Source organism: Hungatella hominis, from assembly GCF_014288005.1.
Lineage (GTDB): Bacteria > Bacillota > Clostridia > Lachnospirales > Lachnospiraceae > Hungatella > Hungatella effluvii.
The window spans coordinates 118,349-143,950 of the sequence record NZ_JACOPB010000010.1 but is presented as its reverse complement, the minus strand read 5'-3'; the positions used below and the strand labels follow the sequence as shown (position 1 = coordinate 143,950).

General features: G+C 51.5%; 26 protein-coding genes. 1 reads left to right on the top strand and 25 read right to left on the bottom strand.

The window, feature by feature from the left end:
• Positions 1-142: 142 nt before the first annotated feature.
• Both gap and H8S75_RS20290 read right to left on the bottom strand, forming a co-directional pair.
• Positions 143-1,174: a type I glyceraldehyde-3-phosphate dehydrogenase gene (gene gap / locus H8S75_RS20295; RefSeq protein ID WP_187023145.1), complete on the bottom strand. Its 1,032-nt coding sequence runs from the start codon at positions 1,172-1,174 to the stop codon at positions 143-145.
• Between the two features lie 193 nt (positions 1,175-1,367).
• Positions 1,368-3,035, bottom strand: a complete 1,668-nt coding sequence (locus H8S75_RS20290) for a Na/Pi cotransporter family protein (RefSeq protein ID WP_187023144.1) — start codon at positions 3,033-3,035, stop codon at positions 1,368-1,370.
• A 258-nt stretch (positions 3,036-3,293) separates the two neighbouring features.
• Between H8S75_RS20290 and H8S75_RS20285 the strand changes: the two genes are divergently transcribed.
• The gene (locus H8S75_RS20285) at positions 3,294-4,091 is read left to right on the top strand and encodes a histidinol-phosphatase HisJ family protein (protein ID WP_187023143.1); all 798 of its coding nucleotides are present in this window, start codon (positions 3,294-3,296) and stop codon (positions 4,089-4,091) included.
• Between the two features lie 144 nt (positions 4,092-4,235).
• Here the strand turns inward: H8S75_RS20285 and H8S75_RS20280 are convergent, their stop codons facing one another.
• The 23 genes from H8S75_RS20280 to H8S75_RS20170 all read right to left on the bottom strand — a co-directional run bounded on the left by H8S75_RS20280 (position 4,236) and on the right by H8S75_RS20170 (position 25,548).
• Positions 4,236-4,502 (bottom strand): hypothetical protein, encoded by a 267-nt coding sequence (locus tag H8S75_RS20280; RefSeq protein ID WP_055654029.1) that lies wholly within the window; start codon positions 4,500-4,502, stop codon positions 4,236-4,238.
• Positions 4,503-4,506: 4 nt separating this feature from the next.
• The gene (locus H8S75_RS20275; protein ID WP_002602438.1) at positions 4,507-5,586 is read right to left on the bottom strand and encodes a hypothetical protein; all 1,080 of its coding nucleotides are present in this window, start codon (positions 5,584-5,586) and stop codon (positions 4,507-4,509) included.
• A gap of 62 nt (positions 5,587-5,648) precedes the next feature.
• Positions 5,649-5,936 (bottom strand): ethanolamine utilization microcompartment protein EutM, encoded by a 288-nt coding sequence (gene eutM / locus H8S75_RS20270; RefSeq protein ID WP_002602437.1) that lies wholly within the window; start codon positions 5,934-5,936, stop codon positions 5,649-5,651.
• A 61-nt stretch (positions 5,937-5,997) separates the two neighbouring features.
• Complete coding sequence (locus tag H8S75_RS20265; protein ID WP_187023142.1) at positions 5,998-6,660, bottom strand: phosphate propanoyltransferase; 663 nt, start codon at positions 6,658-6,660, stop codon at positions 5,998-6,000.
• Between the two features lie 21 nt (positions 6,661-6,681).
• Positions 6,682-8,268, bottom strand: a complete 1,587-nt coding sequence (locus H8S75_RS20260; protein ID WP_187023141.1) for an acetaldehyde dehydrogenase (acetylating) — start codon at positions 8,266-8,268, stop codon at positions 6,682-6,684.
• Positions 8,269-8,314: 46 nt separating this feature from the next.
• The gene (locus H8S75_RS20255; protein WP_187023140.1) at positions 8,315-8,938 is read right to left on the bottom strand and encodes a BMC domain-containing protein; all 624 of its coding nucleotides are present in this window, start codon (positions 8,936-8,938) and stop codon (positions 8,315-8,317) included.
• A gap of 11 nt (positions 8,939-8,949) precedes the next feature.
• A complete protein-coding gene (locus H8S75_RS20250) occupies positions 8,950-9,585 on the bottom strand; it encodes a cupin domain-containing protein (RefSeq protein WP_187023139.1) in 636 nt (211 codons plus the stop codon).
• Between the two features lie 87 nt (positions 9,586-9,672).
• On the bottom strand, positions 9,673-9,936 hold the full coding sequence (locus tag H8S75_RS20245) for a EutN/CcmL family microcompartment protein (RefSeq protein ID WP_002602432.1): 264 nt from the start codon (positions 9,934-9,936) through the stop codon (positions 9,673-9,675).
• Positions 9,930-10,235, bottom strand: coding sequence for a BMC domain-containing protein (locus tag H8S75_RS20240; protein ID WP_187023138.1), 306 nt, complete (start codon positions 10,233-10,235; stop codon positions 9,930-9,932). The genes H8S75_RS20245 and H8S75_RS20240 overlap by 7 nt, the downstream gene beginning before the upstream one ends.
• A gap of 16 nt (positions 10,236-10,251) precedes the next feature.
• Positions 10,252-11,097 carry an ethanolamine utilization protein EutJ gene (gene eutJ / locus H8S75_RS20235; protein ID WP_117632920.1) on the bottom strand — a complete coding sequence of 282 codons (846 nt, stop codon included), beginning with the start codon at positions 11,095-11,097 and terminating at the stop codon, positions 10,252-10,254.
• The gene (locus tag H8S75_RS20230) at positions 11,079-11,837 is read right to left on the bottom strand and encodes a hypothetical protein (RefSeq protein ID WP_187023137.1); all 759 of its coding nucleotides are present in this window, start codon (positions 11,835-11,837) and stop codon (positions 11,079-11,081) included. The genes eutJ and H8S75_RS20230 overlap by 19 nt, the downstream gene beginning before the upstream one ends.
• Entirely contained in the window at positions 11,837-12,976 is a 1,140-nt protein-coding gene (locus H8S75_RS20225) for a 1-propanol dehydrogenase PduQ (protein WP_187023136.1), read from the bottom strand. Before H8S75_RS20225 ends, H8S75_RS20230 begins: the two co-directional genes overlap by 1 nt.
• 28 nt (positions 12,977-13,004) lie before the next feature.
• Positions 13,005-13,442: a EutP/PduV family microcompartment system protein gene (locus H8S75_RS20220; RefSeq protein WP_187023135.1), complete on the bottom strand. Its 438-nt coding sequence runs from the start codon at positions 13,440-13,442 to the stop codon at positions 13,005-13,007.
• On the bottom strand, positions 13,439-13,792 hold the full coding sequence (locus H8S75_RS20215; protein WP_187023134.1) for a BMC domain-containing protein: 354 nt from the start codon (positions 13,790-13,792) through the stop codon (positions 13,439-13,441). The genes H8S75_RS20220 and H8S75_RS20215 overlap by 4 nt, the downstream gene beginning before the upstream one ends.
• A gap of 31 nt (positions 13,793-13,823) precedes the next feature.
• Positions 13,824-14,777: a choline TMA-lyase-activating enzyme gene (gene cutD / locus H8S75_RS20210; RefSeq protein ID WP_002602425.1), complete on the bottom strand. Its 954-nt coding sequence runs from the start codon at positions 14,775-14,777 to the stop codon at positions 13,824-13,826.
• Between the two features lie 27 nt (positions 14,778-14,804).
• Complete coding sequence (gene cutC / locus H8S75_RS20205) at positions 14,805-17,345, bottom strand: choline trimethylamine-lyase (protein WP_187023133.1); 2,541 nt, start codon at positions 17,343-17,345, stop codon at positions 14,805-14,807.
• 23 nt (positions 17,346-17,368) lie between these two features.
• Complete coding sequence (locus tag H8S75_RS20200; RefSeq protein WP_187023132.1) at positions 17,369-18,892, bottom strand: aldehyde dehydrogenase family protein; 1,524 nt, start codon at positions 18,890-18,892, stop codon at positions 17,369-17,371.
• Positions 18,893-18,910: 18 nt separating this feature from the next.
• Entirely contained in the window at positions 18,911-19,219 is a 309-nt protein-coding gene (locus tag H8S75_RS20195; RefSeq protein WP_002602422.1) for a BMC domain-containing protein, read from the bottom strand.
• Between the two features lie 31 nt (positions 19,220-19,250).
• The gene (locus H8S75_RS20190; protein ID WP_006773243.1) at positions 19,251-19,547 is read right to left on the bottom strand and encodes a BMC domain-containing protein; all 297 of its coding nucleotides are present in this window, start codon (positions 19,545-19,547) and stop codon (positions 19,251-19,253) included.
• Positions 19,548-19,562: 15 nt separating this feature from the next.
• Positions 19,563-19,850: an ethanolamine utilization microcompartment protein EutM gene (gene eutM / locus H8S75_RS20185; RefSeq protein WP_002602420.1), complete on the bottom strand. Its 288-nt coding sequence runs from the start codon at positions 19,848-19,850 to the stop codon at positions 19,563-19,565.
• Between the two features lie 383 nt (positions 19,851-20,233).
• Positions 20,234-21,091 (bottom strand): MerR family transcriptional regulator, encoded by an 858-nt coding sequence (locus tag H8S75_RS20180; protein WP_187023131.1) that lies wholly within the window; start codon positions 21,089-21,091, stop codon positions 20,234-20,236.
• A gap of 133 nt (positions 21,092-21,224) precedes the next feature.
• A complete protein-coding gene (gene argH, locus H8S75_RS20175) occupies positions 21,225-22,598 on the bottom strand; it encodes an argininosuccinate lyase (protein ID WP_187023130.1) in 1,374 nt (457 codons plus the stop codon).
• A gap of 13 nt (positions 22,599-22,611) precedes the next feature.
• Positions 22,612-25,548, bottom strand: a complete 2,937-nt coding sequence (locus H8S75_RS20170) for a YfhO family protein (protein WP_349768956.1) — start codon at positions 25,546-25,548, stop codon at positions 22,612-22,614.
• Between the last annotated feature and the right edge of the window lie 54 nt (positions 25,549-25,602).

Below are 25,602 nucleotides of genomic sequence, written 5' to 3'. Positions count from 1 at the left end.
GATGCTGTATTCATAACAAAATGGTTATGGATACAGGATATGAACCTGTTTTATAATTCAAAGGACACGCCGGAACGCCCCTTCCTTTGAACGATAAAAGGGTCCGGTCCAAACGACCGGACCCTCCATGGATCTTAAAAAATTAGCCTAATTCAGCGAAGTACTTAATTGTACGAACCATCTGGCTTGTATAGGAGTTCTCGTTGTCATACCAGGAAACAACCTGTACCTGATATAAGTCATCACCAAGGCTGGAAACCATGGTCTGAGTAGCATCGAACAGAGAACCGTATCTCATGCCGATAACGTCAGAAGAAACGATTGGATCTTCTTCGTAGCCAAAGGACTCGGAAGCTGCTGCCTTCATAGCTGCGTTGATGCCTTCTTTTGTAACGTCTTTGCCCTTAACTACGGCAACTAAGATTGTTGTGGAACCTGTCGGAACCGGAACACGCTGAGCGGAACCGATTAACTTGCCGTTTAATTCCGGAATAACAAGGCCGATTGCTTTTGCAGCGCCTGTGGAGTTCGGAACGATGTTGGCAGCGCCAGCTCTTGCTCTTCTTAAATCGCCTTTTCTGTGCGGTCCGTCAAGGATCATCTGATCGCCTGTGTAAGCGTGGATTGTGCTCATGATACCGGACTGGATGGTCGCGTAATCGTTCAGAGCCTTAGCCATAGGAGCTAAGCAGTTTGTTGTACAGGAAGCTGCGGAGATGATGGTATCTTCTGCAGTTAATTCCTTCTCGTTTACGCTGTAAACGATGGTTGGCAGATCATTGCCTGCCGGTGCGGAGATAACAACTTTCTTAGCGCCTGCATTGATATGTGCCTGAGATTTATCTTTAGAGCAGTAGAAGCCTGTACACTCTAATACTACATCTACGCCAATTTCTCCCCAAGGAAGATTAGCAGCATCTTTTTCTGCGTAAATCTTGATGGTCTTGCCGTCTACAGTAATGGAGTCCTCTCCAGCTTCTACTGTGTGAAGGCCTTCACCGATGCGTCCTGTGTATCCACCCTGAGCGGTGTCATATTTTAATAAATGAGCTAACATCTTCGGATCTGTTAAATCGTTGATAGCTACTACATCATAACCTTCTGCACCAAACATCTGTCTGAATGCAAGACGACCGATACGACCAAAACCGTTAATCGCTACTTTTACTGCCATAATTCAATTCCTCCTAAGAATAAAATTAATTTAATTGTACCTTTTAATTCACATATCCACTATCTGTAATGAAGAGTGGATTTCTTGTGATTTTGTTAAAATAAAATCAACTACCCATTATTTTACCTAATAATCCATTAAATAGCAAGTCCTTTTTTTCATTTTTTGGTTTTTGTTACTTTTTTAACATTTTCTACATCTCGTCCTTCACATAACCGGCAAGATTGTATGCATGATCAGAAATACGTTCCAGATTGCTGATAAGATCCAGGAATACCACCCCTGCCGAAGGGTCGCATTTACCGGCAGACAGCCGTTCGATGTGCTTCTCCCTCAGCTCCTCCTCCAACGTATCCACCTCGTCCTCGTACTGGCTTACCTTTCTGACATCGTCCATGTCACCCTTCTGCCGGGCGTTGATGGAGTGCTTGAAAGAGTTAAACGCGGTCTCACAAATAACATGAAGGTCCGACTCTCCTGTTTCTGAAAAGCTGATATTATGCTGAACCATGTATTCCGCCTGCTCGGCCAGGTTTTCTGCATGGTCTCCCACACGCTCAATGTCATTGATGCTGTAGAATAAGTCATTCACAACCAGCTTCTGTCTTTCCGTCAGCGACAGGTTGTTGACCTTGACGAGATATTCGGTCAGCATCTTCTCCATATTATTGATGGTCTGCTCCGTTTTATACACATCTTCGACTTCATTTGCATTCTTAGTCAGAACCGCGTCCATGGCCCGTCTGACATTCTCCATGGTGATCTGTCCCATATGAACCACTTCCATGGCCGCCGTCTCCAGGGCAAATGCGGGAGATTCAAAGATTCTCTCATCCAGATGCTTCATCGTCTCGGACTCTTCGTCAGTAACAGCCGGTTCCTTCTTATCCTCCGGAACGAAGACTCCGGAGAGCTTCACCAGCTGATTGGCAAACGGGAACAGAAGCGCCGTGTTCGTCAGGTTAAAGATCGTATGGAAAATCGATATCTGCACAGATGTAATGTTATGGGCCGCAAGCACCGGATGAAGGGAAAACAGGATAAACGAAATCACTCCAAATATTACAGCGCCCATCACATTAAATGTCAGGTGGATAACTGCTGCTCTCTTAGCGGTTCTGGACCCGCCAATACTGGATATCATGGCGGTCACACAGGAACCGATATTCTGTCCCAGCGTGATAAAAATCGCCGCGTTCGTCGTTACCACACCGTTCATCGCCAGCGTCTGTAAGATACCGACTGAGGCGGAGGAGCTCTGAAGAAGAGCCGTAACCAGAGCACCGATGATCATTCCCAGGAATGGATTGCTTCCCAGCAGGCGGAATGCCTCAGAGAAAACAGGCGCGTCGGTATATGGCGATATGGAACTCGACATAAAATCAAGACCAATGAACAGAAGACCAAGGCCGACCAGAATCTCTCCCGCCGTTTTCATCCTCTGTTTTTTACCAAATAACATGAAAATCGCTCCGATCCCGATCAACAGCGGAGCAAAAAATGCCGGCTGGAATACGGCAAACGCATCTCCCAGCTGGTTCATAGATACAATCCAGGCCGTAATCGTCGTACCGATATTGGCACCCATGATCACGCCTACCGCCTGCGTCAGATTCAGGACCCCGGCACTTACAAAACCGACTACCATAACCGTCGTAGCGCCGCTGCTCTGAATAATTGCCGTGATCAGCGCGCCCAGAAGGACCGCCATCAGACGATTGTTCGTTAACATTCCCAAAAACTGGCTCATCTTACTTCCGGCGGTCTTCTGCATACCGTCGGCCATGATGTTCATGCCATACAGGAACATCCCCAGTCCACCGATAAAACTGAACAGACTTGATATGTCATTGACAGACATAGTTACCTCCTTGTAACCCCTTTTTCAACTGCATTCATTTTCTTTTTAAGCGCCGGCGTCATACCCGCATGGATTCCCTCCTCCGCGCGCATCTCTAATGATATCATAGACCGGAATGTCTTTTCAACGCTTTTTATAAATTCTGTAAACTTTTGGTAAAATGTGTGTAAACCTGACGAATCCTGCGTTGCTTTTCCCAACGATATTGATTATAATGGTTCTAGTACTAGCTTTCATTCAGAGAGAGAGGAGACAGTCATGCTGCCAGATTACCATCTGCACACGGATTTTTCCGGCGACTCCACGACTCCCCCAAGGGCGCAGATCGAGCGTGCCATACAACTGGGAATGGATTCGCTGTGCATCACGGACCACCACGACTATGACGTGGAATCCATCATCGACTTCAACCTGGATTTGGACCCCTATATGAGTTCTCTCACCAGGCTTCAGGAAGAATATAAAGACCGGATTGATGTGAGGATCGGAATTGAACTGGGACTGCAGGTCCATCTAAAGGAATATTTTAAGGAAGTGACCCGCAGATATCCCTTTGATTTCGTCATCGGTTCCACCCATTTCATAGACAGAAAGGATCCCGCTTACCCGGAGTTTTTCGAAGAGAGGGGGGAGGCCAATGCCTACCTCCAGTATTTTGAGACTACGCTGGATAATGTCAGCCATTTGGACGATTACGACGTGGCGGGCCACATCGACTACATCGTCCGTTACGGTCCCAACAAGGCCGCCTTCTACAGCTATGAGGCGTACAGGGACATCCTCGACAGAATTCTCAAGGCTGTCATCGAACACGGCAAGGGGATCGAATGCAACACGGCTGGACTGCGGAAGGGCATCAGCCAGCCCAACCCGGCAGCAGACGTGCTGAAACGCTACCGGGAGTTAGGCGGAGAAATCCTGACGATCGGTTCGGATGCCCATATACCCGAAGATTTAGGGGCCGATTTCGAGCGGACAAGGGAACTGCTGAAGGAATGCGGGTTCTCGTATTATACGGTGTTCCGCCAGCGGAAAGCGCAGTTTCTTCCATTGTAGTGAATTCATACACTGCAGTAAATTCCATACACAGAGTAGTAAAGGGTGCGGAGCGCCTTCCTATTACACAAAACAGCCATCGACTGGAAGGGCCAGGCCCGCCTCCAATCGATGGCTGTTCAGCGGTTATACCGTATCCCGCCGTCAGTCTTTGATATACCGGTTGATGGTCGCCTTCTGCTCCTCATTCGCCCGGTAGTAAATCCTTAAATTTCCGACTTCATCCAGTTCAAATCTGGACTCCTCAAGAAGACCATTGGCCTCGTCCGTCATCAGGGTCTCGATCACTGACTTAAGGGTCAATCCCCTGAACTTACCGTAATCTCCCTTTAAGGCGTCGATTACATCTTCCGCACAGGCCTCGGGGACCTTCGTAAAGTGTTTGATAATCGCATAACTCAGTGGTTTCATCTGCCTAGTCCTCCTTTTTCTTAAATAAATCCAGCGGATTCATGGCGATCATCAGGATACCGAATATCATCAGAATCGCTGCCGCCCAGACGATCGGCGGAAGTGACCAGCCGTCGATGCCGCAGATGACGCCGAGGATAATCCAGCAGAAGAACGGTCCCCAGAAGGAAAACGCTCCGTTACACGCCATACCGAGAGCCGCGCCGCACATGCTGTTTCCTTTATACCACAGACTATATGCAAACAGGGCGAAGAATCCGCTGATCACGAAAAAGATCATGGCCGGACCGCTGGTAAATGCCTGAACCGTTAAATGAGGAGCAATGCCGATGTTGCCGGCAATGATACCAAAAATCGGAACCAGGATAAACAGGTTGGAAAGTCCGGAGGTACACTGGCGTATGGTAATGCCAATCTCATAGTCGATCAGGGTCGTACCATAACCGGCTACGCACCCTTCTATTCCCCAGCCCAGAGCCGCGATAAACGCGATACAGATTCCCAGGAGTCGGCCTTCGGGAGCATCGCCGCCCAGGCTTGTGCTTCCGATCATAAAGCTGGAAAGAACGCAGATACCGATACCGGCAACCATGCGCTTATTCAGTTCCTGCTTGTAGAGCACTCTTCCTAAGATTGCACCGATTGCAGGACAGAGAGCCGAAATCGGAATAACGATGGAACCAGCCATCTGAAGTCCAACCACATAGGCCGCACTGGAGATAGGGCCGCCCACCAGAGCGGCAGCGATCATGATCCAGCCCGGTTTCGTCTTTAAACAGCGGAAAAAGTCGCCCAGCTTTCCCTTTGCTCCGGCAATCAGCAGGGCCCATACCGCGCTGCACGTATCGTTGATCGCGCTTCCCAGTGAGCCGAGCAGATACGTAATGACAAAAGCAGACAAAGCCGCCGTATTAGGACCATACCAGTCCGCCCATATTCCCTTTGTCATTCCCAGCGTCATAAACGCGGAATAGAGCCCGTAACAGATACCGGACATGATTGCAACAAATACACCCTTCTTAAAAAACTGAGCAGATAATTTTTTCTTTGCAGCAACAGCTGCTGCGCCTGCACCTTCATTCATTCTTGTAAGCCCTCCTTATTGGTTAAGGAGCACTCTCCGAAACGAGAGCACTCCCTGACTGATTACTCTTCTCTTGCAGCTGCCGGAAGAATGGTCTCTACCTCTGCGTGAGGACGCGGAATCACATGAACGGATACAAGCTCGCCTACTCTCTGAGCTGCTGCCGCGCCTGCGTCAGTCGCTGCCTTTACCGCACCGACATCGCCTCTTACCATGACGGTAACGAGACCGCCGCCTACGAATTCCTTGCCGATTAATGTAACATTAGCAGCCTTAACCATGGCATCTGCAGCCTCAATGGATCCAACTAAACCTTTTGTCTCAATCATTCCTAATGCATCGTATTTCATTGTGAAATCCTCCTGAATTTTATTTTAATTTTAAATGCTATACTTTTTATAAACAGACTTTTTACTTTATCAGAGTGACAGCCGCGGAACAACCGATTCCCATCGCATTTGCTTCCTCTGTATCCACATGACACTCCAGTGCGGATTCCGGCGTTACACGGATTAATACATTGCGGTAAACGCCTCCGCGTAATCCATCTGTCTCAATAGAAACAGACTGGCCGTCATGAACGCCAAACCTGGCCGCGTCATCCGGATGCATATGGATATGGCGCTGCGCCACCATCAGACCTTCCTTCGTCTGTACAGATCCCTTCGGTCCCACAAGAGTGATTCCCGGCGTACCGTCCAGATCACCGGACAGCCTGGGTTCCGCCTTGGCGCCCAGTTTAAAGCAGTCACCTGCGAGAATCTCCACCTGTGTCCGGCTCCTTACAGGTCCCAGAATTCTTACCTTTTCAATGGCCCCCTTCGGTCCGCAGACCGTTACGGTCTCTTTGCAGGCAAACTGGCCCGGCTGGGATAAGTCTTTCGTCTTCGTCAATTCGTACCCGCGGCCGAACAGGGTATCTAAATCGGCCTGGGATAAATGTACGTGCCGGTTGGATACGCCGACCGGCACCGCATTTGCCGGGGTGTTCGCGGAAGCGTTACCCGCCGCTGTGCCATCCTCATTTTTTACCGCTTCCAAAAGAAGCTTGATCATTGCCTCATACTGATCCATGGGTCTCCTCCTTCTGCCGCTTTACTGGTTCTTCATGGCGATAACCAGCTCTCTTACGAGTGCCGCCAGCTTATCGCTGCCGCAGTCTGCGGAAACCGCAGTGTCAGCCTTCGCCGTACCGGATGCAGAGTGTTTTTCCTCAAAGGAGGCAACGAAATCAGCCGGGCTGGAAGCCGTACCGCAGGATCCCTGACAGCAGGACTGTGAAGCCAGTTCCGGATGACGGAACGATTTATCTTCCTGCACCAGTGTAGCACAATTTTTCACACCGAACGCAACTTTTTTAATATTAATTAAATGCTTCGGGCTGACATTTTCAGAAACAGAGCTTCCGCCGCACGTTCCGCAGCCTAAGGTAAAGGAGGTTGCCAATCCCGTGCTGATTCCGGTACCTCCCATGCTTCCTCCGGTGTTGACCAGAATACGGGAAGCCGGCTTCGCCGCAAATCTTCTCACCATCTCCCTGTCTTCCGTGTGGATGCTCATGGTGTGGCCGATACCGTTCTGAAGCAGGCGGATGCTGAGCTCACAGGCTTCCTGCCAGTCTCTTACTGTATAGAAGGCAAGCACGGTTGTCAGTTTTTCATAGGATAAAGGGTATCCCTCACCAACGCCGCCCTGCTCTCCGATCAGAACTCTCGTTCCTGCCGGAATGGTTATCTTCGCCGCTTCCGCGATGACCTGCGGGCTTCTTCCCACGAATTTGGCATTCATGTTATGGCTGCCGCTCTTGAAAAGCAGGGCACACACCTTCTCAGTCTCCTCTGGAGTCATAAAATAGGCTCCCTGGCTCTTTAACTCTGCGACAACCGCGTCCCTATTGCATTCTTCCACAACGATCGACTGCTCGGAAGCGCAGATCGTTCCGTAATCGAAGGTCTTGCTGGCCATGATGTTGCTTACGGCCTGTTTGATATCGGCGGTCCGCTCTATGTATGCCGGGGAGTTGCCCGCGCCTACGCCCAGAGCCGGTTTTCCGGCGCTGTACGCTGCTTTCACCATGCCTGGGCCTCCGGTGGCAATAATTAAGTTTACCTCTTTGCATTTCATCAGTTCATTGGTGGCTCCCATGGTCGGCATGGTGACACAGCCGATAATGTCCTCCGGCGCCCCCGCCTCCACCGCTGCATCCCGCATCAGTTCTGCTGCTTTCAGTGTACATTTCGCCGCAGACGGATGGGGGGAAAAGACGATGGCATTTCCTGATTTCACTGCAATAATGGATTTAAAGATTGTGGTGGAAGTCGGGTTGGTCGATGGAACGATTCCCATAACCAGGCCCACAGGCGCCGCCACATCCATCGTATGTTTTACCGGGTCCTCGTCGATGATTCCCACGGTCTTCATATCTTTTATCTCTTCATATAACAGAGTGGACGCTGCGTGATTCTTATAGGCTTTATCCTCCGCCTTACCGAACCCGGTTTCCTCTGCTGCCATTTTACCCAGGCAGACCGCGTGTTCCTCTGCTGCTCTTACCATATTCTGTAATATAACCTCTATCTGCTCCTGGGAGTAGGTAGCCATCTTTTTCGCCGCGATTTCTCCTTTTCTGGCTAAATCTCTGGCTTCCTGGATGGAACGTAAATCAAAATCAAAGTTTTCCATTGTCAGGATCTCCTTTTCTATTATTTTGTTCCCGCGAAGAACCGCGTCAATCATTTCGAGCTTCGTAATAGCTCTTTAATTCCTCCAGCAGCAGTTGTTTATTGGCTTTGGACACTTCCCTGCCGGAAATCTTCAATTCTCCGTATTCGCGGGCCAGTGTCCTTAACGCTGTTACTTTCAGTCCGTCCGCCATCGCCATACCTTCGGCAATGCCGTATTTTTCAATGATGGAATCTAAGGTCTGCCGGTCCAGCTTCTCCGGGAGGGCAGGGTGGGGGGATTCTTCCACGTCTTCCACTTCTTCAACTACTTCTTCAACCACTTCTCTAACCGCTGCGTCTTCTGCTTCCGGCTCTTCCTCGTCCCTCACACCAGGATCCGTCTTTCCGCCAGGCCCCTTCGGTGTAAACAGGATTTCCAGTTCCTCATGAGGCCGTGGAATGACCAGTTTTGCCGCCAGGCTGGAGGCTGCGATCCGTTCCACTGCTGCCACACCGGCGTCCACAGCCGCCTGTACCGCGGCCACATCGCCGGTCACCGTTATGGTCACCAGGCCGCCGCCGACTCGTGTTTTCTCAACCAGTGTGACATCCGCGGCTTTTACCATGGCATCTGCGGCTTCCACCGCCGCCAGAGTGCCCTTTGTCTCTATCAGTCCAAGTGCCTTCATGGCTTACCTCCTTACAGCAAATCTGCCCAGTTGGCCGGATAAGTGGCATAGAACACTCTCGCCCTGTCTGGAGATCCCCATACGACTTTGGAATTCGATGGTACGAACAGCACGTCTCCGGCGTGAGCGGTATACGTCTTTCCGTCGATGGTGATCGTCAGTGTGCCTTCGATAACGTAATCGATCTCTTCATAGGTCAGTTCCCAGTCAAATTTCGAGTTTTCAATAATTAGGAACCCGGCGCTGATATGGGATTCATCCTTGCTTACCAGTTCCTGGAAATACGCCGTTGCATCAGGGTTTCCGGTATCAAACACATCCATTTTCACCGTTCTGCCCCGAACTACCTTTAAGCCATTTCCGTGGCGCTCCTCTTCATAAGGCTTAGACGGCGCCTGTAAACCGCCCTGCTCCAGTATGGTCTTTAACAGCTGGCAGAGTCCGGCCGCATCCATCTTATCCATTCCCGCAAATGCATTGGCACACACCGCTTCCGGCTGGCTTATACGATCCGTAAACCGGATCCCGTACGCCTCGGCCGCGTCCTTTGCGGAAGGTGTGATAATCGTATCGCCGTCCACGCAGTACTCGGTCTTTCCCTGTTTGCTGCACTCTTCAATATCCCTGGCGCAAACTAACTTTTTCATGGTACCACACCCCTTCTTCTCTGCGAATCTATCCATTTGGAAACACAAGTGCCGGGCGGCACTGGTGCAGCGCTGCACCGGTTTCTTCTATATAAATTCACAATCTTCATCAATAATTCCTACTACCACGGCGTCCACCGGAATCCCGTCGTCACCCAGCATGCGGCGCGCGGAAGAACCGGTCGTGACGATCACCCGGTCACCGATTCCGGCGCTGATTGTGTCCACCACGATCATTCGTTCTCCCGTCCTCGTCCCGCTGATGATCTCCGCCATCATAAACTTAAATCCGTTTAAGGATTCCGCTTTTCTGGTCGCCCAGACATTGCCGATCAGCTTTGCAGTTACCATTCCGGTGTCCCCTCTTTCTCTTTCCGCTTAATTTCCTCAAGGGCCGCTTCCACGGAGGCGGTATCCCCGAAAATAGCCAGCAGCACCATATTCTGAGGACAATTGCCGCGAATGTCTTCCACGGTAACGCCGACAGCCTTTTCCGCCACATCGGCGGCGCACACCATCTCAATCATCCGGCCCTGAACCAGCCCGATGGCATCCACCGACTCGATGGGCGTCGATGCTCCCGACCCCTTTCTTCTTAACAGAATATCAAGCGTACCGGGCGCCGGTGATTTTATGATTCTGATTTCCATGTCACATTACCTCATTTCATTCACAGGCTTCCTGGGTACAGCTTCGCGCAATTCCCAGCGGTGTTACAAACATGGGATTATCCGGTTTATACGTCGGAATTCCCGTCCTCTTTTCAATAATATCCTCAATCCCCGCCAGGCAGCAGGTTCCGCCCACCAGGTAGATGCCTTCCACCTGATGGCCTTCTAAATGGCGGTTGATGATAGAAGATATCTTTTCCACCACCGGCTTTAAGACCGGCAGCAGCTCCTTATGGTGCGAGGGGTCCCGCTTATAGCGTTCCGCCTCCCCGAAGGGAAGCCCATACGCCCCGGAAATAACGAGTGAAAAATGCGTTCCGCCGGTAGCCTCATCCGCCACATAAACCACCTTTCCGTCTTTTAAGATGGAGATTCCAGTGGTTCCGCCTCCGATATCCACGACCGCGCCGTTCTTAATCTTTAACACGGCGTTGGCTGCGGTTGGCTCGTCGAGAAGAGCCGTGATCTCAAAGCCCGCGCCCTGAACCACATTTTTGATGGCTCCCGAATCCAGCTCGTCGGTCCCGGGAGGAATGGCGGCGGCCGCATATAAAAGCTCACAGCCCAGCTTTTCCTCCAGTTCCTCCTTCATCTCCCGGACGATCCGGATGGCACCGATATAATCCACTACCATACCGTCCCGCACCACGTCGGCATACCGGTAAGCGCCGGCAGCAGGCTTAAAGTTTTCATCCAGAACCGCCACTACGACACAGGCCGTTCCTAAATCCACTCCGGTGTAATAGACGGAAGAACCGTTTGTTACCGGATTTTTAACGACTCGCTCAAACTCCTTTACCAGGCTGTCGCATTCCTCAAATGTTATTCCTTCTTTTGACATGTATTTCCTCCAAATAACTGGCATATTAACTGGGATAAACCATTAATCACCTGATGAAGCTCCCGTTTTTTGCCGTCTCCCAGCTCCTGCTCCACGAAAGGGCTCACTTCCCGCAGAAGACAGCGCAGCCGGTGAAGCCGGATCAGATCCATCCCCCGGTCTGACTGGACGTGGAAGGAGGTAATCTCGAAACAGTCCTCCATATCCTCGGAAAAATTATCCGGGCAGATTCCGGTACACGCCTGGCACGGCAGCAGACATATTTCCTCCTCTGCGGCCAGCCCCGCAAGGCAGCGCTCCATGACGAAGATTCGCTGGGCCAGAAGCACGTCGTGCTCCTTAAACTGAAGCCCAGTTTCCAAAAATAAGGCCTGCGCCGATTTCAGGCGGTTTAAGAGCGATATTTTTTCCGGAGTGAAATTCAAATCCTCCTTACATCGCTCCTCACCTTCCCGGCTGTCCGTCGCTGCTGCGTTTTCTTCTGCATCTGCACCAATACGGTCCGTATCATGCCCCGCCTTATTTTCCTCCTGTCTCCAGAAGTACAGCGGCTTCTTTCCTCCGGTTCCACTGTCCCCAAGCCGCTTCGCTGAAGGTATCTCATCCGGAACCCTGATTCCACGATCCCCCAGGAACTGCCTCGCTCCCGGCGTCAGCCGTGTTCCCGGTTCCGTTTCATACGTTGTAAAAGGGGTGGTGCGGTATAAATTTCTCAAATCCGCTTCGGTTATGTATTTCATCAATATCCCCCTTTGCACAGACACCGGTATAAGTTCTCCAGCTCTTCTTTAGACGGCTTCCTGGGATTCGTCACCGTGCAGTTGTCATCCAAAGCAAGCTGTGCCATACCGTCTGCGGCCTCCAGAAATTCCTCCCTGTCCACACCGCATTCCGTTATATACTGGGGAATATGGATCTGGTTCATCAGAATCCTGATCTGACGGATCAGTCCGTGTACGGTCGCCTTGTCGGTTCCTGCCGAGATTCCCAGCATATTGGCCACTTCCACGTACCGTTTCAGGGCCGCCGTCTCTCCCGGAGTTTCCAGCCCCGCATTGTAAGCGATCACATGGCAGAGCAGCATCGCATTGCTTCTTCCGTGCGGAATATGAAATCTTCCGCCAAGCGCGTGAGCCAGGCTGTGACAGATTCCCAGGGATGCCCCGTTAAATGCCACGCCGGCCAGGCACGACGCGTTATGCATCTTCTCCCTGGCTTCCATGCTGCTCCCGTCTTCCACCGCAGTTTTTAAGTAACGCCATACCAGCCGGATCGCTTTCTCCGCACAGGCATCCGTAAAGTCACCGGCATCTGTGGAAACGTACGCCTCCAGCGCATGTGTCAGCACATCCATGCCGGTATCCGCCGTAATATGGGGTGGTACCGAAACGGTAAAACGCGGGTCCAACAGCGCCGTATCCGGCACCATGGAATCGTCCACCAGGGGATATTTTGCCTGTTTTTCCGGGTCCGAGATCACAGCAAAGGAGGTAACCTCGCTTCCCGTTCCGCTCGTGGTCGGAATCGCGATCAGTTCCGGACGCTCCGACTGGCTCATGCCGGAATAAAGCAGTCCTGCCGCCTTTGCCGTATCAATGGCTGAGCCGCCGCCCAGCGCAATCACGGCGTCCGGCCTGCATACCAGCATCTGCTCGATGGCCTTAGTCACCACCGCAATGGTGGGATCCGGTACAACCTCAGCAAAAACAGAAAATTCCGCTCCCGCTTCCTCCAGCAGATCCGTCACCATATCCACTTTATGAGAACTCTTCATAAACGGATCGCAGATCACGAACGCCTTTTTTATCCCCATATCCCGGAGAGTTTCCAGAGAAGCTTCCCCGAGATACACTTTTGTTTTCATAATAAACTGTTCCATTTTATTTCCGCCTCCTTTCTCCTGAATTTTAGTCATTGCTCAGCCGTTTTTCCAGTTCACGGAGCCCCTCCCCGGAAGGAAATACCACCCGGTAAAACGGAGGCTGGACTCCGGCCTTTAAAAGCTCTTTTTCACACCGGGCCAGCTGCTCCCGGCTCTTTCCTTCCTTCGTTATGACTCCGATGACCGGAGCACGGAAGGCCAGGGCAAAACCGGGGGAATATACCTCCCTCGTCTTTGTCTGATCCACCAGCATCAGAACATGAGACGCATTCTGGGCCTCCGCGATCAGGTGCTGTACCATCCAGGGAGATTCTAAGTAGGCGGCGGGAGCATCGATCGTCCGTGCTCCGTAGACCAGACAGGGCGTCCGCTTTACCGGAGAGTGATCCCCATTCAGTGCATGGGCCAGAGTCGTTTTCCCGCTCCCGCCAGCCCCCATTACCATAATTCTCTTTGTTCTCATGTTCTCGTCACCGGGGTCACGGCAAAGCCAAGCACGGTCTCCAGCGTCCGGCAGACGGAGACAAGAGCCGTCTCCACGCTCTGGACATCTCCGGCTATGACCACCGATCCCGTGAAGCGGTCTAAAAATCCAACCTCCACATCGGCCGCCTTAGCCGCGATATCCGCCGCGATGATGGCCGTCTCAAACGGGGAGAGCGTCAGGATACCGATGGCTCCCGCCGCGTCGATTCCAAGGCACTCGTACACCTCCGGCACCGGTGATGCGATCACATGGGCGATCGTGACCTGTTTGCCGGGTACGGATTCCTCAATCACCCGGCTTACACTGGTAAGTTCCTTTCCCGCCATGGCTCTCCTTTCCTGCTGTATACCGGCTCCGCTAATGTCTTACCACAGTGACAGGGAACTGATACTCCTTCAGCCAGCCCTCGATCCGCGATAAGTCCTCGTCGCTCAGGCTGGGATCTCCGTCGATGGGATAGGGCCGGTCCAGCTGATTGTATTTATTTACCCCCATCTTGTGGTATGGGAGCAGATCAATTCCCTTGAAATTCTTATAATCACGAAACGGCATCAAAAACTGGATTACCCGGTCGATCTCTTCCCTGCTGTCGTTGATCCCCTTTAGCATGGGCATTCTCACCTTGACGTTGTAACGGCGGTGAAGAAGCTCCTTTAAGTTTTCCAGGATCAGCTCATTGTTTACACCGACCAGCTCGTTGTGGCGTTCCGGGTCCATATGCTTGATATCGAACAGAAATAAGTCCACATACTCCGCGATTTTTAAAATGGTTTCTGTTTTCGTGAAGCCGCACGTCTCGATCGCCGTGTTATAGCCTTCCTGCTTACAGGCCATCAGAAGGTTTAAGGCCGCCTCCGGCTGCGCGGTTACTTCTCCGCCGCCCAGTGTCACGCCCCCTCCCGACTGCTCGTAGAAGGCCTCATCCTCGGAAATAATCTTTAACAGCTCCGAGATGGTCTTACATTCACCTGAGATCGTCAGCGCTTCCTGGGGGCACACCTCCATGCATTTTCTGCATCCGGTGCAGTCTCTGTCTCTGCGGATTTCGTGTTTTCCGGTCTCCGGGGAGAGCACGTGAATCCCCGCAGGGCAGGCATTTACACATGCCCCGCAGTCCACGCAGGAACGTTTCTTAAACATGACCTGAAAACTCCGGTCCATTCCCTCCGGATTGGAACACCATTTGCAGCGCAGCGGACAGCCCTTGAAAAACACAATGGTGCGGATGCCCGGCCCGTCGTACATGTTATACTTCTGAACATTGAATATCAGTGCCTTGCGCTCAATGGAACCTGCATGTGTCTGATTCATCGTTATTCATCTCCAATTTACGGTTCTTTATAAATGGGTCAGCATGGTTCTGCTGATAATCTCATCCTGAACATCCTTGCAAAGTTCTACGAAGAAGGCGCTGTATCCGGCTACACGGACGATTAAGTCGCGGTATTTCTCCGGGTGCTTCTGCGCTTCTAAGAGCGTGTTGTTATCCAGATAGTTAAACTGCATCTCGCCGTTTCCAAAGATACTGGCGGTCCGAAGCAGGGTGATCAGGCTCTCCTCTCCTTCCGGAGTGTCTAAGAGTCCCGCCATGATCTTGAAGTTATGTACCAGGCCGATATTCATGCTGTCATTGGCCATCTTGGACACGGACTTGATGATCGCAGTCGGCCCCTTGTAGTCGGCTCCCTGGGTTGGGCTGATGCCGTCGGATAACGGCAGCCATGCGCCGCGGCCATTGGCGGAAGCGCCTGTCATCTGTCCGAACGGAGTATTGTTGGAAATGGACAGGGTACCGTGGCTTAAATGGGAGTACAGGGTCTTATATTTTCTATGTTCTGCCTCAGTAAAGTCAACTAAATCCGAAGCAATCAAATCCGCATAATCATCGTCGTTGCCATATTTCGGAGCGTTCAGACAGTCAGCCTTTATCTGCTCATATCCAACAAAATCGGCCTTCAGCGCCTCATTTATCTGCTCCAGTGTATATTTCTTATCATCAAACACCAGCTTTTTGATCGCTGCCATGGAGTCCGTATAAGTTGCCAGTCCGGACCAGACCACGCCAGGGCCGTAATTGTACATCGCGCCGCCGGAGGAAACGTCTTTTCCCTTTTCCATACAGCCCTCGTACATGATGGACATAAGAGGCTTCGGAGCAAGGTCTCTGTGGACTCTCTGGGAAATAACCGTGGCCACGTCGGTCCATTTTGTCACGTATTTGATCTCTTCCTTAACAGCCGCGTCAAATTCCTCAAAAGTCTTGAACCGGCTCAAATCTCCCATATCCGGGCAGACCTGCTTGCCGTACCAGAGCGGAACACCGTGGTTTAACACCAGCTCGATGCAGACCGGCCACTGGGTATAGGCGGTGGAGGTCCACTGATAGAGACGGCCTGATTTCTGCGGCTCCACGCAGCCCATCAGACAGTAGTCTCTGGCGTCCTCGATGCTCACGCCCTTTGCCAGCATCATCTTGATGTGGGCGTCGTCGAAATGGCAGGCCGGGAAGCCCATGCCGGAACGGATCACGTCCACGATCTTTTTCATATATTTTTTAGGAGATTTGTTGTGGATCCGGCAGGCCAGGGACGGCTGGTAAATCTTCACGTGGCGGACAGCATCCATCAGCAGATACGTCAGTTCATTGGTTGCGTCACGGCCGTCTCTCGTCACGCCGCCCACGCACATATTGACGAATGGCTGGTAGCCGGCGAAGAATTTGGAACCGCCCTCGCTGGTGATCCACATCATCTCTGACATCTTAATCAGCATACATCCGGCAAGCTCGAAGGCCTGGAAATCATTTAACCGTCCGGATTCGATATCGCTCTTATAATACGGATACATATACTGGTCCACACGTCCGATGGACATACCGGTCTGGTTCTCTTCCACGACCAGCAGGGACTCGATGGTCCATACCGCCTGGATTGCTTCCCAGAAGGTTTCCGGCTTATGGGCCGGTACACGGGCGTTGACCTCGGAAATCTTTAAGAGCTCCGCTTTCCTCTTCGGATTCGTCTCCTTTGCCGCCAGCTCCGCCGCGTAATCAGACAGACGCTTTGCGTAAATCATAACGCCCTCTGTGGTATCGATGATGGATTTATAGAAATAGATTTTTTCGATATCATCCGGGTTCTCATAATCCAGATGCTCCAAATGCTCTTTCGCTTCTCTCTGGATATCCAGCATTCCTTTTTTCATCAGGATTACGTCGTATCCGGGGTTGGAATCTCCGCCGCCGTTTAACGCGTGGTAGGAACAGTCTGATACGAAGGACTCGCCTGAGAGCTCCCATACGCCGGCTTCCCGGTACTGGTCCTCGCAGTACTCATCGACAGATTTGCCCTTCCAGAACGGGAACAGCTCCTCTCTCATGATCTTCTTGTCTTCCTCGGAAATGTAGAATGGATCCTGGGCACGCGTCCCGATGGTGTCGATCTCATCTTCCATCCATCTCCAGGCGATATCCGGTGAAAATGCTCCGGCTCTCGGTGCTCCGCATGGTGCTCCGACGATCAGCTCGTGGTCCTGAATCACCAGAGGCGCCGTCTCACAGCAGTAACGGAAGCATTTTGCGCGCAGAAGAATCTTCGGCATGCCCGGATTCTCTTTTGCGATCTTTGTAATGGCTCTTGCACGGTAAGTCGTGATGGAAGGAACCTGCTTTAAGTAGTTATCCTTCAGAAGCTGAAGACGCTCGGTGATCCCATCGGGAATCTCTGTGCCCTCGCCGCTGCACACTCCCGTTTTCTCCGCAGCGTCCTTTGGCAGATCGCCGGAAACGGATTCCAGCATCTTTACCAGCACCTCCCGCTGTTCCGGCGACATGTTTCTGGTCGCATCTGCAAATTTATCTGTAAACTCACGAATATCCAATTTGTATTACCCCTCTTTCCTGCTTATTCTTCTTCGGCCATCCACTCCAGGAGCTTCTTCATGGCACGCTCCAGCTCGTCATCCAGGCTGTCATCCCCGCCTTCCGGGACCGCCGTCTGTCGGGTTGTGTTTAAAACCGCGGCATCGGCGCGGCCGGTCTTCTGCTCTGCGTCTCCAGCCATCCGGTCTTCGATCTCCCGTACTCCGTATCCCACATTTCTGACGTAAATCAGGTTCATGGGGGAGACGCTGTCCGAGGTGATTCCGACCCCGGCGGTAATGCTTCCAAGCGTCATGGCCGGAAACAGATTCGTCGTCACGCCCATGCTCCCAAACACAGCCGGGGTGTTCACCAGCATCCTGGCGACCGGTTTCTTCAGTGCGAACTGGCGAATGACCTCTTCATCCTTCGAATGAATCACAAGTGTGTGTCCATGGCTTTCATTTGCCAGCAGTTCGATGCATTTCTCACAGGCGTGAACCCAGTCATTTTCTATGTAATACACCAGAACCGGACACAGCAGCGCCCTGGCGTATGGATTTCTGTCTGATATATACTTCTGTTCGGAGACCAGTACCTTTACCGTATCCGGAACGGAAAATCCCGCCCTCCTGGCCAGCTCCCGCGCCGGTTTACCCACCAGCTCAGGGTCCTGACTGCCGTTTTCGGGACAAAGCAGCCCGATCAGCTGTTTTTCCTCGTCCCCCGACATGAAGTAGGCGCCGTTTCTCTCAAATTCCCGTTTTGCCTCACCGGCGATGCAGCTGTCTGCAACGATATACTGTTCCGCCGCCGGTACGATTCCGTAATCAAAATTCCGGCTGGCCACGATGGCCTTCACCGCCTTCGGTATGTCCGCCGTCCTCTCGATAAACGCGGGGGAACCTACGGTTCCTCCATAGATGAACGGTTTTCCCGCGGCCTTCGCGGCCTCTGTCATCTCCGGAACGCCGGTGCCGATCACCAGCGATACGGCCGGATGGCCGATGAGCGCTTCCGTTCCCTGACGCGTCACGGTGCCTAAGTAAGAGAGCGCGCCGTCCGGAAGTCCCGCCTCAGCAGCCGCTTCCATCAGAATATCCAACGCTCTGCCCGTGGTCTTCACGGCCCGCTCATGGGGAGCGAAGACGATGGCATTGCCTGATTTCACCGCGATGAGCGCCTGATAGATGGCCGTGGATACCGGATTGGCAGACGGTGTCAGCGCTGCGATAATTCCTAACGGTACGCCGACCTTCATCATTTTCTCTTCCCGGTCCTCCGAAATGATTCCCACAAAACGCATGGTCTTAAGCTTCTCGGGCAGGTATTCGCAGATATACCGGTTTTTCCTGTATTTATCCTGCCAGTTTCCGTATTCCGTCTCCTCGCAGGACATGACCGCCAGCTCCCTGGCGTGTTTTGCCGCCGCCTGCGCCATATGTACTACAATGCGGTCCAGCCTTTCCTGTTCAAAACCAGCCAGCACTTTTCTCGCCTCTCCGGCATTTTCCATCAGGATTCTGGCTTCCTGGACAGAAAGCAAGTCTTTATCAACAAAACGCATTGCCTACGCTTCCTTTCCTTACTCCGCCGGAAGAAGATTCTTTAAGGAGTAACGTGTGATGATCTTCTCCAGATCGGGATGAGGCCTGGGGATTACGACAGAGCTGTAAACCTCGGCTCCCATAGCTTCCACTGCCTTTACTCCGGCATCTACTGCCGTCTTACATGCTCCCACATCACCGCGCACCAGCACGGAAATGTATCCGGAAGCTACATTCTCATATCCAATCAGTTCCACATCGGCCGCCTTGCACATCGCATCCGCGGCTTCCAGAACGAATACCAGGCCAAATGTTTCAATGGAACCAATGGCTTCATATCTTTCCATAAAATTTTTCCTTCCTGCCGTTTATCTGTTCTTACGCATCAACATCGTGTACGGATACAATATCGCCTACTCCCTGAATCGGTCTCGGCATTACATTCTTAGCCGTCAGCTTTCCGATGGCTGCCGCAGCTGCCGCTCCGGCCTCCACAGAGGACCGTACCGCTGCCACATCTCCCTTGACCATAATGGTCACAAGGGTGGAACCTACGTTTTCGTAGGATATGAGTTCCACGTCCGCTGCCTTTAACATCTTATCCGCCGCTTCCAGCGCGGGTGTCAGGCCAATGGTCTCCACCAGGCCCAGTGCCTCTTCTCCGTAATATCTCACCTGCGCGCCCTCCTCCTATTCAGGTTTTCTGCAGACCGGAAGTATGCACTCCACCTCTGCATGAGGACGTGGGATTACATGAACGGATACCAGCTCGCCTACGCGCTGTGCTGCCGCCGCTCCTGCATCCGTCGCAGCCTTTACCGCTCCCACATCACCTCTCACCATAACGGTAACGAGACCGCCGCCTACGTGTTCCTTGCCGATTAAGGTGACATTAGCCGCCTTTACCATGGCGTCCGCCGCTTCAATCGATCCTACCAGCCCTTTTGTTTCAATCATTCCCAATGCATCGTACTTCATGAAATATCCTCCTTCTGGATTCGAAATTAGATACATTATCTAATTTTCATCTTCAATCCATCTTTTTTATATGCATTTAGTATAGTCCTTCCCCCTATGTGGAATGTCAAGCCTCATTTTTTACGCTATTTTTCTAAAATATTTTTATATTATGCTTATTATTATTTAATTTTCTAAATATTTTTTAGCATAGTGTAGGTAAATCTGCATAATGTACCTTCCCCTTAGGGTAATGTTAAAACAATAACAATACCGTCAAACCATGATACAGCGTAATTTTGCATAAAAAAAGACAACCATCTCCCTGCGAAGCTATGGTTGTCTCTTTCAAACCTTCCCCTCGAGGGGAAGGTTTTGGCATCATATTATTCAATTTTCACAAATTATCTGCACTCTTCCATCCGGGTAACCGGCACCAGTATTTCCGTCACAAACTCCGACGGCACCCGCGTCGTCCAGTAATCCACCACATACCGTTCAAACGATTCCTCGCCGCAGATATATCCTTTTCTCGACGCCCATTCCTCAATCTTCCCGTATTCCCGTCCGATTGAATCCAGGGATCCCACGTGATAGACCGAAGCCATCATGGTCCCGCCCAGCGTCTTTAATTCCGCCTCCTTTACCAGAGGGCGGAGCGGCATCTGCATAATCCTGGCCCGCCTGCACGTCCCATCCCGCTTCTCACGAAATGACGGGAAATTTAAGATAACCGGCCCTGTGATCTCATTATGTATGCTTTCCAGATAGTTCACCCACGGAATATTGATGATCGACTCCATGTAATTGTACGAAAAATCCTGTTCTTTACTGCAATACACCGTAGAATTCACATATTTTATGGTCACATCGTGTTCTTTGCGCTGAGAAACAAGCTCCGCCTCACGGACGAGCTCATACCAGTCCTTCACGGCGGTATAGCGGTATAGCAGCTCCTGCCGTTCGGTCTGCAGTTCCTCACTCTTGCTTAAAAAGCTTCGCTCCAGGCATTGATACGTACTGCCTTCCACCAGACTCTGCATCTGTTCCAGACTGAATCCCATCTGTTTATAATACTTGACGACCGGAACCAGAAGCAGTGTCTCCTCGCTGTAATAGCGGTAATTGTTCTCTTCGCTTACCATATCCGGAGAGATCACTCCGATCTGGTCATAAAAACGAAGTGCCTTTTTCGACACATTGCAGATACGGCTTACTTCACCGATAGAATATAATTTTTTAGCGTTTTGCCTTTCCCCCATAGCAAACCAGACAGCCTCCTCTGATCAGATTTTGTTTACCTTTCCGTATAAATCATCTAATATACTTTAGTATAAACCTTCCCCTATAGAGGAATGCAATAGTTTTTCTGAGGAAATTTCCAGTATATGGATTTTACTTTTCCAGCCTCTCTCTGCACGCTTCTATCACTTTCTTCATCGCATCCTGTCCCGGGGCGCCGATGGTCATACGCTTTTTCACACACGTCTGCATGCTGATGGCATCGTAAATGTCTTCCTCAAACACGGGGCTGATCGCCTGGAACTCTTCCAGGGACATATCGTCCAGTGCAATTCCCTTCTCAATACAGTATAATACCAGCTGTCCCACGATTCCATGGGCGTCACGGAACGCCACACCGTGGTTCACCAGATAATCCGCGGCATCCGTCGCATTGGTAAAGCCGTTCTTCGCACTCGCTTCCATGGCATCCTTCCTGAAAGTCATGGAGGAGATCATGCCGGTAAAGAGCGCAAGGCAGCCCTTTACCGTATCGATGGCGTCAAAGGTCAGCTCCTTGTCCTCCTGCATGTCCTTGTTATAGGCCAGCGGAATCCCCTTCATGGTCGTCAAAATGGAAACGAGAGCGCCATAGACCCGGCCTGTCTTTCCACGGATCAGCTCCGCGATATCAGGGTTCTTTTTCTGAGGCATGATACTGCTTCCAGTACTGTAGGAATCATCGATCTCCACGAACTGATACTCATTCGTATTCCAGATGATAATCTCCTCGCAGAAGCGGCTCAAATGCATGGCAATCGTCGACAGCGCGCTGAGCAGCTCGATGATGTAATCACGATCCGCCACGGAATCCATGCTGTTTAACGTTGGTCCGTCAAATCCAAGAAGCTCCGCCGTATACTCCCGGTCCAGGGGATAGGTGGTGCCTGCAAGTGCTCCGGATCCCAGCGGACAGTAGTTCATCCGTTTTCTGATATCAGAAAGGCGGGAACGGTCGCGGTCAAACATCTCAAAGTAGGCCCCCATATGGTGAGCCAGCGTGATGGGCTGAGCCTTCTGCAAATGAGTAAAGCCCGGCATATACGTGTCCAGATTCTCCTCCATCAGCTTTAACAGCTCTTCCAGAAGGGATTTGACCAGACCGTCCATCTCATCGATCTCGTCTCTCGTATACAGCTTCATGTCCAGGGCCACCTGGTCGTTGCGGCTTCTGCCTGTGTGAAGGCGTTTACCGGCCTCACCGATGCGCTCCGTTAAGACCGCCTCCACGAAAGAATGAATATCCTCGTGCTCCGCCGTAAATGCAAGTGCTCCGCTCTCTAAATCCCTGCGGATTCCTTCCAGCCCCTCTATGATCGCATCTCTGTCTTCTGTCGTCAGAATTCCCTGCTTTGCCAGCATTTTTACATGGGCAATGCTGCCTTCAATGTCCTGATGGTAAAACTTCTGGTCAAAGGAAAGGGAAGCATTGAAATTGTGTACCAGTTGGTTCGTCTCTTTTGTGAAGCGTCCGCCCCATAATTTCATATTTCATTTCTCCTTAGCATTTTATTCTTCTGCGCATGACCGGTTTCTTTCTGCGGCCTGCGGTGATTCCTGCAATGAGAAGCAGCACAGCGATGCTGCCCGCAGTGATCATTCCACCTGTCTTTAAGCCCTGCGGCATATAGTGCAGTTCCACGATATGCGTTCCGGCCGTGAGCCGCACGCTTAAGAAGGTGTCAAACAGCTTATACGGCTCCGTCTCTTCTCCATCCACCAATATAGACCATCCCTTGTCGTAAGGAATGCTCAAATAGAGGAGACCTGCCTTTTCAACGTCGATTCTTCCGGAGATTTCCGTATCTGTCTTCTTCGTCAGCTCCATGGAATTTCTGTTTAACACATTGTATACCGATTCCAGACCTTCCGGTATAAATCGATAGGCCATAGCCACCAGATCCTGCTCGTTGTCATCGTTGCGGAGCGTCACTTCCTCGCCTGCGGAAATCCATCCCAGCTCCAGCATGTATCCGCGGTTAATGTTGTCGAAGCTCTTCGTATTTTCCCCCATCAGGGCGCTTACCTTTTCCACCTTCTTGTTGCTCACATAGACGTAATAATCGCCCGATACCTCCGGTGTAAAGGTAAAGCTGGTTCCGAGGATCTCGCTCGGCACCTCCTCCAGCACAGGGCTGGCTCCCAGCACCACGGCAAGATCGTTCTGTACATCCGCCGGGTTGGTGATGTCTAACTGCCAGTTGTCCTCAAGATCGTAAGGGACCATGACTCCGAGCGGCAGCGTAAATTCATTGCGGTAGAGATACGTATGGTCCTCCACCTCCATCGGGGTGAGGAGACCGGTATCAGCCGGTGTCTCTGAATACAGCGCGTACTTTACGGAAAACAGCGAATCCACCAGCGGCGTGCTGCCGGTAATGCTGTAAGCGTTGGTGGAACTCTCGCATCCCAGCTTTTTAAAGAACTTTGATAAGTCCGCGTTGGCTGTGGACGAGAACAGGGAAACCGACGGGAAATTCATCCACGCGCCGTCATTTTTCGTCTTCCTGGTGACCTTTTCCACCCGGTAAAAGGAGGGATCGCTGATCCCTTCCGTCAGCCTCACGCTGGCGTCATTATCCTTTACGTAGCTGGTCCGGCTGGTCGTGGTAACGCTCGTCACCGTCGTATTGACCGCCGCTTCCACCGAAACGACGCCCAGCGCCAGCAGGATGACGAGATTCCGGCTCGCCCCCTTCTGATACAGACAGATCAGCCCCGTATAGGCGGAAAGGAATAGAATCGCCACATAGAACACAGAAAAATGGTACGCTTCATCCGTGATCAGCTTCTGAGCCATCAGCACAAATACGATTGCCGCAAAGAACGCCAGCACCACATGCTTCCACGGCGTCTCCTTCAAATGGCTGTACGCCTCATAACACATCAGAAGCACCAGAAAAATATAGATGAAGGACTGGCGGCACGGAAGGCTGTTGGGATAATGGAACCCGTGCCAGATAAAGTTAAGTACATTGAACGAGAAGCTGGCAAAAAAGAACAGCAGCAGACCGCAGTACACCACTTTTTCCCGCCGTTTGATCTTCCGGTTTACAAGATACAGCAAAAACAGCATAAGGACCGCCACGCCGCAGTAGATATTCGGCCAGTGATCCAGTCCGATCTCCGTCTCCACATCCGGCAAGTGTCTCGCCAGCATGTCAAAGATCGGAAAATAGGAGGTCACCGTCTTCGGAAAGTTAAAATCTCCGGACGCAGTCATCTGCAGCGCGTAGATCTCCGGAAGGAGCACTGCCGCGGCCAGACCGCCTGCCAGAAGGGAGAACACCGTGAAGGAACTGATATTTACCATGTAGTCCTTCCACGATTTCTTTCCATCCATCACAAGCAGGGCGATGAAGTACAGCACCATGAAAATACATATCATAATGGATATGTAATAGTTTGACAGAATAGATAACCCCAGAGTAATGCAATAGAGAAAACATTTCTTTTCCCGTACGAGGCGCTCCAGCCCCAGCATGATCAGAGGGAACAAAAGGATGCAGTCCAGCCACATGATATTCCAGCTGTAAGCTGCCATATAACCGGAAAGCGCATAAAAAATGCCGAAAAATGCGATACCGAAATCCGAGGTTCTGCAGTGCTTCCGCAGATAGTAGGCGAAGCTTAACCCGCTGAGACCGATCTTGAACACGATCATATAGGTCATGAATTCGATGATATACGCCTTGGGACAGAGCACCAGAAGCCAGTTTAAGGGGCTGGCCAGATAGTAGGCGTAGAGGGCCGCGAAATTCACGCCCATTCCCACATCCCAGCTGTACAGGAAGCTGCCGCCATGGGTCAGCTTGTGCTGAAACTCGGAGAAGAACGGCGCATACTGGTGGTACATATCCGTTCTTAAGAAGCTCTCCTCCCCAAACGGAAAGATTCCGCGCTGGGCAAAGATAATGATCATAATAATAATCGGCACAAAAAATGCAGCCACAAGTCCATCCGATGGCCGTATCAGGCTGATGCTCTCTCTGCCGTCCCGTCTCCGTTTCCGGGTACTGTCACCACGGACCTGATTTTCCGGATCCGGATACAGGCCCTCATCACGGGCTGCATACCCGGTATCTTCCCGATCCGGAAATTCTGCGTCTTCATCGTATTCGTATTCTTCCTCTTCCACGGGTTCCAGAAAAAGTTCCAGAGAATCCTCGTAATCCCCTTCTGCCGCCGTCTGACCGCCCAGCAGATCAAAGGAATCCAGGCTGTCATCGGCCTTCACTTCCGCTTCCCCATGTTCAAGGTCAGACGCCTCCTCGACAGAATCCGACGACACCGTATAGCCCTCGCCCAGATCCAGTATAAGTGAAAAATCCTCCAGGGAAGCGGACGGTTCTTTTTCGTCCGTCTCATTCTCCGAAGGTATCAAATTTTTCTTCTCCGTCTCAGTTTCCCCACTGCTCCGTTTTTTCTCTGATGTCATTCTTAGTATGTCCTCTAGTTCTTTAGAAATCTTTTCAATCTCGTCATCGCGTTC